Annotated in this window: 15 protein-coding genes; all 15 read left to right on the top strand. The window is 47.9% G+C overall.

Going from position 1 to position 18786, the window contains the following annotated elements:
• The 15 genes from EL173_RS08980 to EL173_RS08900 all read left to right on the top strand — a co-directional run bounded on the left by EL173_RS08980 (position 1) and on the right by EL173_RS08900 (position 18488).
• Positions 1 to 1056 carry a WxLIP family cell surface protein gene (locus EL173_RS08980; protein WP_019728455.1) on the top strand — a complete coding sequence of 352 codons (1056 nt, stop codon included), beginning with the start codon at positions 1 to 3 and terminating at the stop codon, positions 1054 to 1056.
• A gap of 841 nt (positions 1057 to 1897) precedes the next feature.
• The gene (locus EL173_RS08970) at positions 1898 to 2608 is read left to right on the top strand and encodes a Bax inhibitor-1/YccA family protein (RefSeq protein WP_005689767.1); all 711 of its coding nucleotides are present in this window, start codon (positions 1898 to 1900) and stop codon (positions 2606 to 2608) included.
• Between the two features lie 566 nt (positions 2609 to 3174).
• Complete coding sequence (gene polA, locus EL173_RS08960; protein ID WP_005689766.1) at positions 3175 to 5820, top strand: DNA polymerase I; 2646 nt, start codon at positions 3175 to 3177, stop codon at positions 5818 to 5820.
• 9 nt (positions 5821 to 5829) lie between these two features.
• Positions 5830 to 6678 carry a DNA-formamidopyrimidine glycosylase gene (mutM, locus tag EL173_RS08955; RefSeq protein ID WP_019728305.1) on the top strand — a complete coding sequence of 283 codons (849 nt, stop codon included), beginning with the start codon at positions 5830 to 5832 and terminating at the stop codon, positions 6676 to 6678.
• A complete protein-coding gene (gene coaE, locus EL173_RS08950) occupies positions 6675 to 7277 on the top strand; it encodes a dephospho-CoA kinase (RefSeq protein ID WP_005689764.1) in 603 nt (200 codons plus the stop codon). The genes mutM and coaE overlap by 4 nt, the downstream gene beginning before the upstream one ends.
• A gap of 54 nt (positions 7278 to 7331) precedes the next feature.
• Entirely contained in the window at positions 7332 to 7799 is a 468-nt protein-coding gene (gene nrdR, locus EL173_RS08945) for a transcriptional regulator NrdR (RefSeq protein WP_005687991.1), read from the top strand.
• A gap of 75 nt (positions 7800 to 7874) precedes the next feature.
• Complete coding sequence (locus EL173_RS08940; protein WP_005689762.1) at positions 7875 to 9221, top strand: replication initiation and membrane attachment family protein; 1347 nt, start codon at positions 7875 to 7877, stop codon at positions 9219 to 9221.
• Positions 9221 to 10156 (top strand): primosomal protein DnaI, encoded by a 936-nt coding sequence (dnaI, locus tag EL173_RS08935; protein ID WP_005689761.1) that lies wholly within the window; start codon positions 9221 to 9223, stop codon positions 10154 to 10156. Before EL173_RS08940 ends, dnaI begins: the two co-directional genes overlap by 1 nt.
• Positions 10157 to 10692: 536 nt before the next feature.
• Positions 10693 to 12666: a threonine--tRNA ligase gene (gene thrS, locus EL173_RS08925; RefSeq protein ID WP_005689759.1), complete on the top strand. Its 1974-nt coding sequence runs from the start codon at positions 10693 to 10695 to the stop codon at positions 12664 to 12666.
• A gap of 167 nt (positions 12667 to 12833) precedes the next feature.
• A complete protein-coding gene (locus EL173_RS08920) occupies positions 12834 to 13223 on the top strand; it encodes a hypothetical protein (RefSeq protein WP_005689758.1) in 390 nt (129 codons plus the stop codon).
• Entirely contained in the window at positions 13216 to 13911 is a 696-nt protein-coding gene (locus EL173_RS08915) for an enhanced serine sensitivity protein SseB C-terminal domain-containing protein (protein ID WP_014571388.1), read from the top strand. The genes EL173_RS08920 and EL173_RS08915 overlap by 8 nt, the downstream gene beginning before the upstream one ends.
• A gap of 194 nt (positions 13912 to 14105) precedes the next feature.
• Complete coding sequence (locus tag EL173_RS15125) at positions 14106 to 14246, top strand: hypothetical protein (protein WP_014571387.1); 141 nt, start codon at positions 14106 to 14108, stop codon at positions 14244 to 14246.
• Positions 14247 to 14314: 68 nt separating this feature from the next.
• On the top strand, positions 14315 to 15052 hold the full coding sequence (locus EL173_RS08910) for a helix-turn-helix transcriptional regulator (RefSeq protein WP_005689752.1): 738 nt from the start codon (positions 14315 to 14317) through the stop codon (positions 15050 to 15052).
• 247 nt (positions 15053 to 15299) lie between these two features.
• Positions 15300 to 15857, top strand: coding sequence for a hypothetical protein (locus EL173_RS08905; protein WP_005689750.1), 558 nt, complete (start codon positions 15300 to 15302; stop codon positions 15855 to 15857).
• Positions 15858 to 15929: 72 nt separating this feature from the next.
• Positions 15930 to 18488 (top strand): AAA family ATPase, encoded by a 2559-nt coding sequence (locus tag EL173_RS08900; RefSeq protein ID WP_014571386.1) that lies wholly within the window; start codon positions 15930 to 15932, stop codon positions 18486 to 18488.
• Positions 18489 to 18786: the final 298 nt, after the last annotated feature.

Below are 18786 nucleotides of genomic sequence, written 5' to 3'. Positions count from 1 at the left end.
TTGCACGTTTGCGTCGATGGTGCCACACAAAAGATGAAAAAAAGTATATGGATCGTTGGTCTCTTGGGGTGGGTCATGGTACTCTTTTCCGGCATGTGGCAGCAATCTGCACAAGCGGCAGGCGAAGGGTTTACGGTCAAAGCTGAGTTGCCGGAAAATCAGCGGGATACAAGTGCGAGCTACTTTGATTTACGGGTGAGTCCGAATCAAGCGCAGACGTTAAACGTTGTCATTCAAAATCGCCAAGCTGATCCCGTGACCGTGCTCATCAAGGTGAACCCCGCCTTCACAAACGATAATGGGGTGGTCGAATACGGCGAACAGGTGGGGCGAACGGATGCGTCATTAAAGGTTAATTTTAAAACGTTATTAAAGGCACCAACGGAAGTGACGATCCCGGCTTTAAGCCAACAAACAGTACCTTTGCAATTAAAGCTGCCCGCGCAGGCATTTGCCGGGACGGTTCTTGGTGGCCTGCAATTTATGGCTAAACCAGATGAAAAAGCGACAACGAGTGGCGCAGTTGCTAATCGTTATGTCTACGCACTCGGTGTGGTCTTAACCGAATCTGATCAAGTCGTGCCACCGAACTTGAGGTTGCGGGAAGTGAAGGCGGTCAGTGATCATGGTCACAACGCCATTCAAGCCAATATTCAGAACTTTGAACCGGCGATGCTCAAAGACCTGACTGTGGAAGGGAAGATCTTTGAGGCAGACGGAAGCAAAGCACTGTATCAAACGCACAAGCAGCAACTCAAGATGGCACCGAACTCAAACTTTAATTTTAAGGTTGATCTCAATGATGAACCGCTAAAACCGGGTAAATATCGTTTTGAGGGAGTCGCAAAGGCAGCCGGTAGAACATGGCACTTCAAGAAAACATTTGTGGTCGCGCAAAAAGAGGCCGCCGATCTGAATGCTGCCGCTGTTAAAAAAGTACCTGCCCAAGCGAATGCGATTGACTGGCGCTTATTGATTTTAGCAGGGTTAGTCGTACTCCTCACCATTAATGTGATTGCGTTTAAACGTTATGCCCGGCATCAACGCGGTGCTTAATTTGAAGTTTTTCAAGACATCTGTTCTACGTTGCTAAGTGTGATGGCAATGCAGCTATCTTTGAAAAGAAATCCGATCCTGGGTTAAACAAAAAAGCTAATCCATCGCGGGTTAGCTTTTTTCGCAGCTCGATTTTGCATGAAGAGAAAAACGACTCATTGTGGCATTCAAGGCGTACTTTATTAACCGAAATGCGTTCAACTTCTTTGTAGACCACGACTCCAGTCAACGGCAAGATACATGATGGCGACCATCGCGATTGTAAATAAAGTCAACAAGTCGCGGGTCACAAACAAATAAAAGAAAATGAAATTAACGATTAAAAAGCAAGTTCGACATAGCGCTCCCACTTTTGATGACGAGATGATAGTACTTGAGATTCGATTAATCGCTGGATTCTTTCTAAATAAGAGCATCGTAATTAGTATGATAGCTAGGGTGCCATAAAAAAACATGAGTATTATTTATTCACATCCTTTGTTTTAAGAGAGAGGCTTTCGATGATTAAAAATTAACAGATAAACGTATGCCGGTCAATGATTTTACGAGCGGATGTGAACTTTAGTAAATTAATAGTAATTAATTATAAATAAATCTTATATTTTCCCTTGCTTGTCCTCCGAAAGATCGCATTCACACATATGCAATAAAGCAATGACGATCTATACAAGCCAGTGGACAAGCGCATGTCGGGCTGTTAATGTTAGCACTAGCATGATAAAGTCAGTATCAGGGCTTGACGGTTTGACTCACCAAGATGCAAATCGGTCTTTGGCCTGACTGACAAAATGTTTTGATCTGGTTATAATAGTTATAGATAGTTGAAAGGAATGAACGCAATATGCAAGAACGCCGTGTTGTAAACGAGGCCGGCTTGACGCAGTTCTTCTCCCGCATCTACACCTTGATGGGGAGCGGGCTGGTTGTGACGGCGCTCGTAAGTTATTTACTAGGAGTTACCCTTAAGAATGATTACATCAATTTTGTGGGTGCTCATCCAATTATCTTTTGGATTATGACAGCATTGCCGCTGATCCTGTCCTTCTTTGTGACTGGACGGCGGGCCCAAGCAAGTCCGGGTTATGCAACTTTAATGTTTTATCTGATGTCTGCAAGTTTTGGTTTCACTTTTGCTTCCGTTGCGATGGTTGCAAAGACATCTAACCTTGCAGTTGCATTGGCAACAACGGCGGTAGTCTTTCTCGTCATGTCCATGGTTGGCCATTTTGGCAAGCGTGACCTGAGTAAGGCGGGAAATATCGCGATGTCAGCATTGTTTGGCGTCATCATCATGATGTTCGTTAACATGTTTATGGGTTCAAGCGGCATGCAGATGTTGATTTCTTATGCGATCTTGATCATCTTCATCGTGTTGACCGCTTGGGACACTCAGCGCCTGAAGAACTTATACTTGACGGCTGGCAGCGATGGACAAGCAACTATTTCCACCAGTTCATTAGCCGTTGTCGGGGCGCTTATGCTTTATCTTGATTTCTTAAACCTATTCACCGCCATCTTGCAGATTCTAGGCGTTGGCGACAACAACAATTAATAAAAGCAAAAGCCGGTCAGAAACTGGCTTTTTTTTATGTGAGCGCGAGCCGGCGCGGTTAGAAGTCGGAGTGTAAGCGGCCTTAAGCGTGATGGCCCGGTCTTGGCCATTGCGCTTAAGGTTCTTACACGCAGACTTCTGCGCCGGGGAGCGCGTTATGGAAAGTAGGCGCGAGCCGGCGCGATTAGGGACCGGAGTGTAAGCGGCCTTGGGCGTGATGGCCGGGTTTTGGCCATTGCGACCAAGGTCCTTACACGCAGGCCCCTGCGCCGGGGAGCGCGTTATAGAAAGTGAGTGTCAAGGACTCAGAGTGTAAGCGGCCTTAAGCATGATGGTCCGGTCTTTGCCATTGCGTTCAATGTCCTTACACGTAAGCTTTTGCACGAAGAAACGTGTATCAATGGACGGCCACCGCCCACTGCAACCTATCAAACCGCAACGGCTGAGAGATGATCCCCCTTAACTAGGAACGTGCCGTCACAAGGGCAAAGAATTTGGTACAATAATGATGACAATTAACTCATGTCATCGATAGCGGTGGTTTGAGAAGAAAAGGAAGCTCATATATGACGAGTCAAACTAAATTATTGTTGATTGACGGCAACTCGATTGCATTTCGTGCTTTTTTTGCCTTGTACAATCAACTCGATCGTTTCACCAATCAAGATGGGCTGCACACCAATGCCATCTACGCATTTAACAATATGCTCGAGATTGTTTTAAAGTCGGTTAAACCGGACGCTGCTTTGGTGGCGTTTGATGCCGGAAAAACAACTTTTCGAACGGCAAAATACGCGGATTATAAAAGCGGTCGGGCGAAGACGCCAAGCGAGTTGTTAGAGCAGCTGCCGTATATCAAGGAACTACTCGATGATATGGGCATTCAGCATTATGAACTCAAGGATTATGAAGCTGATGACATTATCGGAACGATGGCTAAGCGTGCTGATGATGCAGGGTGGCAGACAACGATTGTGACTGGCGATCGTGATTTAACCCAATTAACGACGGATCAAACAACGGTGCAGGTCACGGTCAAAGGCGTTAATGAACTTGAGGCGTACACGCCGGAACACGTTAAAGAAAAGCTTGGCATTACCCCCACTCAGATTATTGATCTAAAGGGGTTAATGGGTGATACGTCAGACAATTATCCAGGGGTCACCAAGGTTGGCGAAAAAACGGCCTTAAAACTGCTAAAGCAATACGGCAGTATCGAAAACCTTTACGCTAACATTGATGCGATGAAGACTTCCAAAATGAAGGAAAATCTCATCAATGACAAAGACAAAGCGTACCTGAGCAAGCAGTTAGCCACAATTGACCGCGATGCACCTGTGACCATCGATCTTGCAGACGTAAAGTATAACGGTCCCGATTTGGCGAAGTTACGCGATTTCTATACTAAGATGAATATGAATTCCTTGTTGAAGAAAATTGGCGGGGATGTCGCAAAACCGTCACAACCGGTACATTATTCCGTTTTGGATGACCAATCAATTTTGGCGCTCACGAAAACAACCGAACCGTTAACCTTTGAGATTGAAATGTTAGCGGATAATTATCATACCGCTGAACAAGTGGGCTTTTTCATCGGAACCAAAGAAGAAACCTATGTTAGTACAGATGTGTCATTGTTGACGATTCCGGAAGTTGCTAAGTGGCTTGGTGATTCAAACCGCGACTTAACGGTGTTTGATGGTAAACGCAATATTGTCGCCGCTCATCGTCTTGGCTTGCATCTGCCTGACATTGCCTTCGATGTTTTGTTGGCCTCGTATCTGATTAATCCAGATGAAAATAGCAATGATCTGGGTAAAATTGCAGAAGACCATGATTATCATGACTTGCCTCGCGATGAAGATGTATATGGTAAAGGTGCTAAGCGTCAAGTGCCTGAAGATAAACTGCTGTTTGAACAATTCGCTCGTAAGTCTCAGGCCTTATTCGCCTTGCGTCCTGATTTAACCGAAGATTTGGCTAAGCAGGAACAGACGGATCTTTTCACGGACATGGAAATGCCACTGGCGCGGGTTTTGGCGGAAATGGAAATTCAAGGTATCACGTTGAATGCCCAAACCTTAAAGGATATGGGAACCGAATTTTCGCAAAGCATTAAGGTGTTGGAAGAAAAAATTTATGGTGAAGCCGGCGTTAAATTTAATCTGAATTCGCCGAAGCAATTAGGCGAAGTGTTATTCGAAAAGCTGAATTTACCAGTGATTAAAAAGACCAAAACCGGTTATTCCACCAGTGTCGATGTTTTAAACGAATTGAAATCGGCTAGTCCAATTGTTCAGGATATTCTGGATTATCGCGGCTGGGCCAAACTAAACTCGACTTATGTGGTGGGCTTGTTGAAAGCACAAATGCCGGATCATAAAATTCACACCCGTTATTTACAGACACTGACGCAAACCGGGCGTCTGAGTTCCGTTGACCCGAATATGCAAAATATTCCAGCACGGGATGAAGGGAAGATTATCCGGAAAGCCTTTGTCCCTTCTCATCCGGATTGGCAGATTTTTAGCTCGGATTATTCGCAAATCGAATTACGCGTGTTATCGCATATCTCGGGTGATGAGAATATGCAACAAGCCTTTAAACACGGCGTTGATATTCACGCGAATACCGCCATGAAAATTTTTGGCCTCGATTCTCCTGATGAAGTCACGCCGGATATGCGCCGCCAAGCCAAGGCCACGAACTTTGGGATTGTTTACGGCATCAGCGATTATGGGTTGGCGCAAAATATCGGGATTTCCAGGAAGCAGGCTAAGGCGTTTATTGACGGTTATTTTGAACAGTACCCGAAAGTCCACGATTACATGGAAAATATGGTCAAGAAAGCGCGTGAAGATGGCTATGTTGAAACGCTCTTCCACCGCCGTCGTTATCTGCCCCAGATTCACTCCCGCAATTTCAACTTGCGCAAGTTTGCGGAACGAACGGCGATGAATACGCCGATCCAAGGGAGTGCCGCAGATATCATTAAAGTCGCGATGATTCGCATGCAAAAGGCGTTGGATGAGGCCCATCTGCAGGCGAAAATGTTGCTGCAGGTACACGATGAACTGATTTTTGAAGCTCCGACTGCTGAAATGGCGCAACTTGGACAATTAGTGCCTAAGATTATGGACTCGGCTGTTTCGCTGGCGGTACCTTTGAAAGTCGAAAGTCATTATGGACCGACCTGGTTTGATGCGAAATAAGGAGATCTTATGCCTGAATTACCTGAAGTTGAAACGGTTCGCCGTTCCTTGTTACCGTTAGTCAAAGATAAAAAAATCACCGCGATTAGCACAAACTGGGAGAAAATCCTCATCAATGGTTTGACAGCTTTTCAAAAACAGGTCGTGGGCGCTGCCGTCACCACGATTGATCGCCGCGGTAAGTATTTACTGATTCGGCTTAACAACGGCATGGCGATTGTCAGTCATTTGCGCATGGAAGGCCGCTATTACGTTGTTTCGGATGCCAAAACGCCGCTGGATAAGCATGATCATGTGACGTTTACCTTTCAGGATGGCAGCCAGTTGCGTTACCGCGATCTGCGCAAGTTTGGCCGGATGCGGCTGATTCACACGGGTCAGGAGCAATTGGTGCCAGCGCTGGCCAAGCTAGGACCGGAGCCGACTGCTGCTACTTTTAGCGAAAATGACTTTTCCCAGAAACTAAAACGGCATCATAAAGCCATTAAATCGGTTTTGCTGGATCAAACTGTTGTGGCCGGAATCGGCAATATTTATGCTGATGAGGTCTTATGGCTCAGCAAGCTCAATCCCCTGCAGCCAGCTAATACCTTAACCAAGGCGGAGGTTCACACGTTACATGATGCGATTATCAAGGAATTGGACGACGCCATTGCCGCTGGCGGGACCAGTGCCCATACTTACGTTGATGCTGAAGGCAATCGCGGTTCGTTTCAGGATGCTTTGCATGTCTATGATCGTGAAGGGACGCCTTGTGATCGTTGCGGCACCACGATTGTCAAAATCAAAGTCGGTCAACGCGGCACGTATTATTGCCCGCATTGCCAGCCGCTACATCGAAGGGGGCAACTGGCATGACCTTTTTGTTAGGGCTGACAGGCGGCATCGCGTCAGGCAAATCAACGGTAAGCCGGACATTTAAAGCGGCTGGGTTTCCGGTGGTGGATGCCGATGTGATTGCCCGGCGCATTGTTGAACCGGGTCAACCGGTGCTTGCGCGAATTGTCCAAGCGTTTGGGCCGGGGGTCTTACGCAAAGACGGGACGCTTGACCGGGCCAAACTGGGCGACATTGTGTTTTCGCAGCCGGGACGTATGGAAGCATTGAACCAAATTAATCGCCCGTATTTGCGTGCAGCGATTAATCAAGCGCTTGCTCAAGCCAAAGCAGGCGGTGCTGCCATCGTTGTTGGGGATATCCCGCTTTTGTATGAAGCTGACTATGCCGATGCGTTTGATGGCGTTGCGGTGGTAACGGTTGATCCTGAAGTGCAATTGGCGCGGTTGATGACGCGCGATGGCTTAACCAAAGAAGCTGCCCAAGAACGCATCGCTTCTCAAATACCGTTATCCAAAAAAGCGGCAATGGCTGATTTTGTGATCGATAACAACGGGACACAAGCAGCGACGATTGACCAGGCAAAAGCCTTGATTCACCGGCTTGAGCAACTATCATAAGCGGCTTGCACGTGCTATAATAAGCTATCAAACTTTGATTAAGAAGGTGGAGTCGTGCAATGTCCCCATTGCCATCATAATAGTTCGCGGGTTGTCGATTCGCGTCCCACAGACGGCGGTCGGGCAATCCGGCGTCGGCGTGAGTGCGAGAACTGCGGGTTTCGTTTTACAACTTTTGAACGCGTTGAACAGACCCCGTTATTGGTCATCAAAAAGAATGGCACGCGGGAAGAATTTAACCGCGAGAAGATTCTCAAAGGACTCATCCGGGCTGCTGAAAAACGGCCGGTGACCATGGAACAAATGCAAGGGATCGTGGATTCGGTTGAAAATCAACTGCGCGCGATCGGTGAAAATGAAGTTTCCAGTCAAGCAATTGGCGAATATGTCATGTCGAAATTAGCGGATGTCGATGATGTCGCTTATATTCGCTTTGCCAGTGTTTACCGCCAATTTAAGGATATGTCCGTCTTCATGCAAGAGCTTCAGGATATGATGAAGAAGGAAAAGACTAAGAAGTAAACGTAATTGAAGCAATCAACAAAACGGACCTGAGGCGATTGTCTCAGGTCCGTTGTCTGAAAAGAGGTGAAAGTCATGCAGCGCCCTGATACGTTTATTCCGCAAGCCGGGTTTGTGTTGACCAAAGCAGGTTATTTTAGTGACTTTGACGAAAAAGTGGCAGTTTCGCTTTATCAACCCTTAGTTGGCCCGGTTCCGATGGCGCTTTACCTGAGCTTATGGCAAGAAGTCAAAGACCGCGCCTTGGTCACGGATCGGCGGCCGCAACTTTGGTTGCTGGATCTTTTGGATATTGACATTGAGCAGCTGTTTGTTGCGCGCGTGAAATTGGAAGCAGTGGGGTTATTACGCACTTATTCGCAAGTTGACTCATTGGGCCGTTATTATGCGTATGAACTTTACCCACCGGTGAGTCCCGATGCCTTTTTCAAAGATGACCTGTTAGGACTCCTGCTGTATGACAAAGTGGGCGAGAATCGCTACGATGAATTGGTAGCCAAGTTTAGCTTGAAACCGGTGCGGCGTCCGGAATGGCAAGAGATTACCGCCAGCTTCTTGGATGTGTTTCGCTTTGACCATGATCTCAGCCAGGAACCACCGGCTGTTGTGGCCGCTAAAGAAGCCGTGACCCAAAAGCCGGCAAGTCGTCCACGGTTGGGAAGCGGGGATGGCTACGATTGGGACTTATTAAAATCGTTGTTGGCCAATAGCAATCTGCAAACCGGACAACTGACTAAACATCAAGCGGCACTATATCAGGTAGCGGCATTTTACGGCTTGCAACCGCCTGATTTTGCCCGCCTGATCAGTCGCGCAACCGATGTTATGACGGGAAAAATCGATTTGAATCAACTGCGCCGGCTAGCCGAACAAAGCTATACGCGCCAGCAGCCACATGCCAAACCGCAAACTCCAACCCAGACGCCAAAAGTAGCAAGTGCTGATGAGGCATTGCTTAAGCGGGCCAAAAGTATGCCACCGCGGCAGTTTTTAACTGCGGCGAAACAGGCTAAAAACGCGCGCATGTATCCGGCTAACAACGAACTGCGCGCCATTCAGCAATTGAGTGAGCGCAATGTTTTTGACGCACCGACGATTAATATTCTGATTGATTATATTCTCAGAACCAACGACAGTATTAATCAGGCGTTGTTGGATGCGATTGCCAACAGCTGGTTAAAAGCCAATGTAACCAGCCCGGAAGCTGCCTTAAACCAGATCCATGCGTTTGAGCAGCAAAAGGCGACTGACCAAAAACGTCGTCAAACTCAAACAAAAGGCACGCGGCAAGAAAAGCTACCGGATTGGGCTAAGGAAGGTTATCAGCCAAAGAAAAAGAAGGTCAGTGAAGCTGATCGGCAAACCTTGGCTGCCCAATTGGAGAAACTTCGGCAGCTTGGTGATAAAGGAGGTAAGAACTAATGGAAGATATGCGTAAGCGTCTGGCCATGTTGATGGATTCCCGACAGTGGCGGGAGCGGTATTTTAAGATGGTCAAAGAAGCATTGCAGGATCCGGAAGTCCAGACTTTCCTGAAGCAGCATGAAGCGGATTTAGCCAATGATGCCATTGACCGCGGAACTGCCAAGATTTATGAATTTGTCAGTGAGCGTAACAAGATTGCCCGAGGCGAATTACCATTGGCGCCTGGCTATCAACCCAAACTTGTCGTGGCAAATGGTTTGATTGATGTGGCGTATGAACCGACTGATGCGAAAGTAGCGGCAGACGAAGAGGCCAAGCAAGCCTCATTGGTGACCTCTGTGAACATGCCTAAAGATATTCGCGATGCAAGCTTGGACAGTTATGATCCAACCGATGACCGACTTGATGCACTTTTGGCCGCAAACCGGTTTGTTTTAGCGGTTGTTGCCGATCCTAAGGCGTTTCATCAGGGATTATATTTAAGTGGGCCGTTTGGGGTTGGCAAGACATACTTGTTAGGTGCGATTGCCAACGATTTAGCAAGCAAAGGCGGCATTGCAACCACATTAATTCATGTACCGACATTTGTCGTTGAAATGAAGAATGCAATCGGCAATAACAGCGTGTTGAAAAAGATTGATAGCGTGAAGCGGGCACCGATTTTAATGCTTGATGATATTGGCGCCGAAAGCATCAGTCCATGGGTTCGGGATGACGTACTGGGCATTATTCTGCAATATCGCATGCAGGAGAAAATGCCGACGCTGTTCAGTTCAAACAAGAGTATGGCCGAATTAACCGAGTCATTGGCAGGGACGGACCGGGGCAACTCGGAAATGTTAAAAGCCAAACGCATTATGGAGCGGGTACGGTTCTTGGCAAAAGAAATTACCGTTGACGGTGAAAATCGCCGGAACCCTTTGGCAGATTGATCAAGATCATGACAAGCCGGTATGAAACGATCGAGCCGGCAAAACTATTTTCTGAAACTTGCTTGCACCAAAGCGGACATTGTGGTTCAATGTAGCTATCGAAGACGGAAGCAATAAAGGATCATCTACTAGAGAGTAAGGCCGTGGCTGAAAGCCTTGCAAGATCTGATCCGAACCACTTCTCGAGATTGCCCTAATGGCCCTGTTGCGCAGGTTACGCGCTAATGAAGTGGCCCGCAGCAAGACTGTCGGCAATCTGGGTGGAACCGCGATCACAAATCGTCCCTGATGTCTCTTAGGAGATATCAGGGATTTTTTGTGAGCGCGATCCGGCGCGCTTAGGAATCGGAGTGTAAGTGGCCTTGAGCGTGTTGGCCGGGCTTTGGCCATTGCGTTCAAGGTCCTTACACGCAGATTCCTGCGCCGGGGAGCGCGTTATAGAAAGTAAGCGCGAGCCAGCGCGATTTTCCTCCCCAAGTCAGAAGTGGCACTCGGTAAAATGGTTTCTTCGAAAAAACGACAAAGGAGTCTTACTTATGGCATTAGATATTACGTTTCCAGATGGCAGTGTCAAACAATTTCCTGATGGTACAACGGTAAAAGCCATCACGGAAGGCATTAGCAATAGTCTGGCAAAAAAGGCTGTTGCTGGTAAATTAGACGATGAATTGATTGCATACAATGAACCGATTGCCCATTCCGGCAAACTGCAGATTATGACCAAAGATGATGCAGAAGGGCTCACGGTTTTGCGGCAGACGGCGGCATTTGTTTTAGCAGCAGCACTCAAAGCATTGTACCCTGATATCCATTTTGGCAAGGGCCAGGCCATAGAAGACGGTTTTTACTATGATACCGATCGTGCGGATGGACAAGTCAGTGTTGATGATTTACCGACAGTCCAAAAGAAAATGGAAGAAATCATTAAGGCTAACGCTGCCTTGGAGCCAGTGGAGCTCAGTCGGGCAGAGGCTTTTGACCGTTTTAAGGACGATCCGTTCAAAAAGCAACTGGTCGAAGCTGCCGGCGATCCGATTAAGGGTTATAAGCTAGGCGATTTTGTTGATTTTGAAGAAAAAGTCTTGCTTCCTAGTCTTAAGGATTTGAAGCATTTCAAGCTGCTGTCGGTTGCCGGCGCCTATTGGCAAGGTAAGAGCAGCAACCCGATGCTACAGCGGATTTACGGGACCGCTTATTGGAGCGAAAAAGGCCTTGAAGATGATGCTAAGCGGCGTAAGGAAGCGGCTGAACGTGATCACCGGGTTATCGGCCGCGACTTGGATCTTTTCTTCGTTGATCCTAAAGTCGGCGCTGGGTTGCCGTACTGGATGCCAAATGGCGCAACGATTCGGCGGGTCATTGAACGCTACATCATTGACAAAGAAATTGCCGATGGTTACGAACATGTTTACACCCCCGTGCTTGCCAACCTTGACTTGTACAAGACGTCCGGCCACTGGGATCATTATCGTGAAGACATGTTCCCGCCGATGGACATGGGCGATGGCGAAATGCTCGAATTACGTCCGATGAACTGCCCAAGCCATATTCAGATTTATAACCATCACATCCGGTCTTATCGAGAATTACCACTGCGGATTGCTGAACTAGGGATGATGCATCGGTATGAAAAATCAGGTGCTTTGTCTGGTTTGCAACGTGTTCGCGAAATGACTTTAAACGATGGCCACACATTCGTTGCGTTGGATCAAGTCCAAGAAGAATTCAAAAAGATTCTGCGCCTGATCATGGATGTTTATGAAGACTTCAACATTACCGATTACAGCTTCCGGCTTTCTTATCGTGATCCTAAGAATACCGAAAAGTATTTTGATGATGACGAAATGTGGACCCGTAGCCAGAGCATGTTGAAAGGCGCTATGGATGACTTGCACCTAGACTATTACGAAGCCGAGGGTGAAGCAGCCTTTTATGGTCCAAAGCTGGATATCCAGACTAAGACCGCGCTTGGCAACGATGAAACCATGTCAACGATTCAGTTAGACTTCATGTTGCCGGAACGCTTCAACTTGACTTATGTCGGCAAGGATGGCGAGGAACATCGGCCAGTCATGATTCACCGTGGGATTGTCGGCACGATGGAACGATTCATCGCATACTTGACCGAAATTTATAAGGGTGCTTTCCCAACCTGGCTGGCACCAACACAGGCCGTTTTGATTCCGGTTAACAATGATCTGCACTTAGACTATGTCAACCGCATCAAACGCCAGATGCAGGCAGCCGGGTTGCGCGTCAAAGTCGATGACCGCAATGAAAAGATGGGTTATAAGATTCGCGAAGCCCAAACCAAGAAGATTCCGTACACGGTCGTTGTCGGGGACAAAGAACTCAACGATGCGGCGGTATCCGTACGGCGGTATGGCGATGAACATACTGAAGAAGAAGCAGGTAATATGTTCATTGATGCGATGGTAGCTGAGGTTAAGAACTACAGTCGCGACGGCAAAACCAAGCCGGGCGAAGCTAATAAGGTTTTAGGTGACTAATTCATTTAGCTCCAACGAAAAGATCTGGGCAATTTAGCTCAGATCTTTTTAATTGCCGTTGAAGGATTAGCGCAATCTTAGGATAAAGATCTCGCGGTTTCACGACATTTTGTGATGTATGATACACTAAACTCATTTAAAACCCACATCAAAGAAAGGGTGACTAGGTGTTTATTGCGTTATGGGCTTCTTGGCTTGTCTTGTTCTTCGTTACCAAAATATTAGCAGCGGTCTTGTACTTCGCTGTCTTGCTGATCTATATGAAACTGCCGTGGCGCACCCCTAATCAACGCGGCTACTGGCTAATCGCTCATCGTGGCCGCGGATTATTGATGATCATGGGATTCGTGATGTTGTTAACCGCGGTTGTCGCATATGGGATTGCAAATTGGTGGTTCGGCAAGATCGAATTCCAGCCCCAAGGCGTTGCGGTTTTCGGTAGTGTCGGGATCGTCTTATTGTCCTGGCTACTTGGATTGCCTAAGAAATTACGCGCTTTTCGAGAAAAAATTAACGCGGATCAACAGCAGGATAAAGGAGATGACCATGATGAGTGATGAACCACAAGTTAAAAATCCCCAATTGATTCACCTGATGCATTTATTACGTGCAGATCAAAATGATGAACCCCGCGCAGCTTTTTACGCGGGGTTAAAAACAGCTAAATTTATGTTACCGGTTGGCACGGCGCGGACAGGGGATCCGACTGTGGTGTTGTTGACGGATGATAGCGGTCGTGATTTTCTGCCTATTTTTACCGACCAGGCCAGTTTTGCCCAGAGCCCTGATCATGACCATTTTGCGGTTGCAACCATTGACGATTGTGCAAATTTTCTCTATGAAGACCACGATATTCACGGCGTTGTAATCAATCCGTATGGCGAAAACATGGTCTTAACCCGCGCCAACCTGTTTTATGTTGCTAAACCGGATCAAGCCGAACATGGCGAGGCTGTTCGTCTTTCTGAACCGCCTAAAGAAGCGGCTGATCTTGTTTCACGTCTGCAAACGTACTTGCCGAAAATGGCAACGATTCATGCTGCATATTTAGCAACCATGATTCGAGCCAACGATGCCAAGAGTTTATTGTTGGTAGTGGATACTGACGAAAACGCCGACTTGCATGCGCTTGTTGCTTTTGCAGAAGCCTATTTACCAGAGACGCTGCAATTTCATGTCAGTCCGGCTGATAATGAGCTTGGCCGGTATGTGAGTGGTGAATTTGAACCGTTTTATCAACGTTAAGATGCCAAAATCAGCGTTAATGTGGGCATTTTAGCCGACAGGGCCGCTATTGCTTTTTTAACCTTGAAACTTATCATAAATTGACTCTATAATAAAGCCCGACAAAATTGGCGCCTGTCAGTCATTGAGCTGATCGATAACAATCGTGAGTGACTTGTGACCCTTGGCCAGTCGAATGAATGGAGGTGGAACTAGTGCAGAGTAATCAACGGATAGCAGCGCTAATGGCACAACTGATGGGTGGCATGACCATCCGCTCAGTTGATATTCAAAAAAATATGCGATCAGCCGCCGGACTTGTCAACGCGACCTTGCACATATCAGAGCGGCGTTAGAAGATTCTTCTGCCGGTCAACTCGTCGAACATCAAGGCACTTACCGACTAGAACCGCCAACCACCCCTTTGAACGGTCAAATCGTATTAGCCATCAGTAATATCCTGCTGGGCAGTCGCGCATTATTACCGAGTGAGTTGGATGCTGCGCTCAATTACTTGTTTTCGGGACTGTCTCCCGTTAAGCAAGTAGAAGTGCGTCAACAGCTCCGCATTGCTCGCGGCAGCTACACACCGTTATCTCAGCCCAAACTTTTATTGAGTCGCTTAGCTGAAGTCGCAGCTTATATCGCCAATCATCGGCGCTTGACGTTCACTTATCTCAGCAGCCAGGCAACAGAACCAACACCGCTGATTCATCATGCCCAGCCAGTGGCGTTGTTTTTTGAAGTGCATTATTTTTATGTTGCCATGTTGAGTCAGACTCGTGGTGGTTACTGGCTATACCGACTGGACCGGATCGGTGAGATCAAGGCTGTGAGCGAAGGAGACAAGCTGGATTACGCCACCAGATTCTCATTACAAGACCACCGGCGTCAGACCTATTTATTGGATTCTGGTGATTTAATGCAAATTCAGTTTGTTTATCGCTACTATCCGCAGACTGCTTTGGATCAATTTCCCGGCTCGCGGGTGATTCGTCACAACGCAGATGGGAGCGTGGTCATTGAAGCCTTCGCCAGATTAGACGGCGCCTTACTTTGGTTATTAAGCCAAGGCGCTGCACTAAAAGTAATTTCGCCACCGTCTTTGATCAAACGCATGCGTGAAGAATTAATGGCTGCACTTAATCAATACAAGCAATGAATCGCAATTGCAGGAGCATCAAAATTCGATGTGTCCTGTTTTTTTTTGGCAATTTTCGGCTGCCAAGTGAGTTAATGTCATATTGTGTCGCTATCATTCGTTAAACTAAGTTGTTGTTAGCTGATGACAAAGTAACCGGCACCTGAGCAACAGTGGTGCCAGCTATTTGGGCAGAAACATGAACGAATGAGGTATTCATTTTTTTGCCATTTTTTCAGCCAAATTTAGCGAATGGAGGAACTAACAAATGGACAATAAGCCAAAATTTGGACTAGGTGCACAACCAGGCCAGAAGCCAAAATTAGCCGAATCTGCGGCTTCAAAAGACCAACCCAAACAGGCCTTTGGGATTAACGCCAAACCGAACACTGCGACTCCCCAAGGTCCAAAGTTTGGTACCGAAGCCGCCCCAAAAAACACGTTGTCAAAGGGCGACCAGTTCAAGCGTATTTTTACCATGCAACCGATAAAGTTTTGGATCATCCAATACGCATTCGGCGTGGCCGGCTTGCTACTAGGGATGGCCATGGGGTTGCCGTTGATGCTGTCGGTGATCAACTTGATCTTGTATCCGTTCACCGTCACCATTCTGCAATCGATCGGCCAAAGGCGGGACAAGCGAAGCACGTTAGGTGACTTTTTCTTCGGCTTCTCAGTCGCGATGATCGGCGAGTCACTGTGGTGGATCCTCATCTATGGGGCGTTTCGGTTCATCATTTTCATGCTAAAGTTCACGTTCAGTTTCCTGTTGGGGACAATCGGCTTGGTTTACATATGGGCACAAGCCAAAAAAATCAACGGGTAATCGTAACAACAGGTCAGACCTATGGGGTCAGGCCTGTTGTTGCTTGCATCAAAAAGCAAAGGAGTGATGCGTATGCGTCATGCAATCAGTGTTGGCATGGGGTTCGGCAAGACAAGTTTCGATGATGCCGTGATAAAGGCGGAAGAAGGCGATGTCGTGGTCATTGACCCTGGGGAGTATAAGTCAGTCGATGGCGTTCAATGTGGCACGCTTGAAATTCATGGAGCCGGTCAGTCGCCGACAGACGTCGTGATCTACACAGAATTTGACGTTAAAGAAGGGGGCATGTTGAAGCTTCAAAATGTCACCCTGATTAACACAAAACCTAAAAGCAACGTGGTTTATGTGGATAAAGGCGGTCAGATGATTGCCACAAGCGTTGCCTTTTACAATCGTGTCGCAGCCGACTATCCTGTCGTCTACGTCAGTGGAACGGTCAGCCTGACCGCGTGCGAGCTGGCGCATGAAACACGCTATGCCAACGACGGTTTAGCGGGTACCGGTTTATACTTGGTTGACGGTGCTTACGGTCTGATCTCACAGTGTGATATTGTGGACATTGATGTCAATGGTTCAAAGCTGGACGCACAGCGTAATCAGATCCACGAAAATATTCATTTGGAAGACAACAGCGAATTCAATGCGGATACGTTGTACCTGACGGATCGGCGCAGGAATTATTTCATGATTAGTGCCAGTAATGGATCGGTCCTGCAGGTGGATGAGCTGGTGGTGCCGGAAGGCCAAAGCGATGCCAATGTTGACCATAGTCGCATGCGGGTGACCCGGTCGAACATCGACCCGTTACACACATTGAATATCTTGGTTGAAGACGATGCAGACGTTGATGTGCCTGGGGCAGCGATCAGCCAGCCTCAAGTTGCCACCAGTAATGGAACCCCTGAGGAACAACCGGCCCAAGCCGAGCCGCCTGCAGATGATAAACCGGTTGAAACGCCGGCCGCACCGCCCGCGAAGGCCCCGAGTGCACCTGCGCAACCACCCGCCGAAAAACCGGCGATTGACCAGTTACACGAGATGATCGGTTTGACCAAGCTGAAGAAACAAGTTGATACGTTCATCAAGGTCGCCAGCTTCAATCAAAAACGCGCGGCTCAAGGCAGCAAAGCCACGGCCCAGTCGCTGCACTCGCTGTTTCTTGGCAATCCCGGCACCGGTAAGACGACGGTGGCCCGACTGGTCGGCAAAATCATGTATGAAAACGGAGTGTTGCCATCGAATAACTATGTCGAAGTCTCACGCGAAGACCTCGTGTCACAGAATGTTGGCGGCACTGCGGTGCAAACGAAAAAAGTCCTAGAATCAGCAACCGGTGGCGTGCTCTTCATTGACGAGGCCTATACCCTGTATCAAGAAGGCGGCTCTGTCAACTGGGGGCAAGAGGCAATCGACACCATTCTCAAGTATATGGAAGACCATCGCGATGACCTGATGATTATTTTTGCCGGCTACACCAAGCAAATGCAGGATTTCATGAACATGAACCCTGGTCTGACCTCCCGGGCGCCGAATGTCTTTGAGTTTGAGGATTACACCCCTGCCGAAATCGCGCAAATTGGCCTGATGGACCTGCACCGCCAAGACTACAAAGTCGATAAGGATCATTACACCCAAGCCGTCACCAAGGCCTTCATCGGCAACGTCGACCACAGCAACGGCCGCTGGGTCCGCAATTACAACGAAAAATTAATTCAGACCTTCGTCGTTAGTCTCCCTGAAGATTCCCAAAACTTGTTCACGATTCCTAATTCGATCATCGACCAGCTGGCCGGTGGTGACCGTCAAGAAAAGGCAGCCGCAGTTGATGCGTTGCTTGGCCAACTCAATGGGATGGTCGGACTGAATTCCGTCAAAGCGTTTGTTAACGATTTGGTTAAGCAGGTTAAGGTTGATCAGGCACTGCAAGACAAGCTGCCTGATGCCACGAAGCCGACCTATCACATGGTGTTCGCTGGCCCGCCCGGAACCGGTAAGACCACAGTTGCGCGGCTGATTGCCCAACTATTTTACAATCTTGGCATTCTGCCGAAGGATACCGTCAGCGAGGTTGCTCGTCCGGACCTCGTTGGCCAGTACATCGGCCAAACCGCTCAGAAAACCGGTAAGGCAATTCGTGACGCGATGGGCGGTGTACTATTTGTCGATGAGGCTTACCAGCTCAGTCAGGGATCGGAAAACGATTTTGGCAAAGAGGCCATCGAAACGTTCATCACCGAACTTGAGAATAACCGTGACAAGTTTATTGCCATTTTTGCTGGTTACACCAATGACATGAACGATTTCCTCGAAGCAAACCCGGGCCTGCGTTCACGCGTCCCGCTGACGTTGGAGTTTGAGGCCTACACTCCTGACGAAATTGCCCAAATCGTCGAAAATATCGTCACCAAGCACTGGACCATCAACACCGAGCTCCTGCACACAGTTGTCGTCAAAAACTACAAACAGCTGCCTGCCAACAAACAAAGCAACGGTCGCTGGGCCCGCAACTTCGCCGATAAACTGATTTCCCAACACAAGTTGTGGCTGGCTGACCATCTCGACAAAGAACCAAATCTCGATGTTCATCATATTTCAGACGCTCTTTTGGTTGACAGTTCCTCGTGGTCGTAATTGTCGCAAAGGACCCCTGATGATGAAAAAATTAGGGTCTACACTTTCTAGTGTTGGAGGATATCCAACATTGAAACTGTAGGCCTTTTTAGATCAACCCATGCCGCTTCGCCGAGGGAATCGCCTCAGTCAAAAATCAATTTGCCCACCCACCTTGGCCCAAACTCACCTTGACGGCATAGCACAACCCATCTTTCTCACCATGATAAGATTGGCTCTGCTATGCCGCTGTCGGCAATCACCGCGGTGCCACATACGCAATTGGGCAAAGACATAATGTGGGCATTTTAACCGACAG

It is taken from the genome of Lacticaseibacillus rhamnosus, from assembly GCF_900636965.1.
GTDB classification, from domain to species: Bacteria; Bacillota; Bacilli; order Lactobacillales; family Lactobacillaceae; genus Lacticaseibacillus; species Lacticaseibacillus rhamnosus.
Note: the sequence above shows the minus strand (reverse complement) of the source record. Positions and strands in the feature narration are given on the sequence as shown.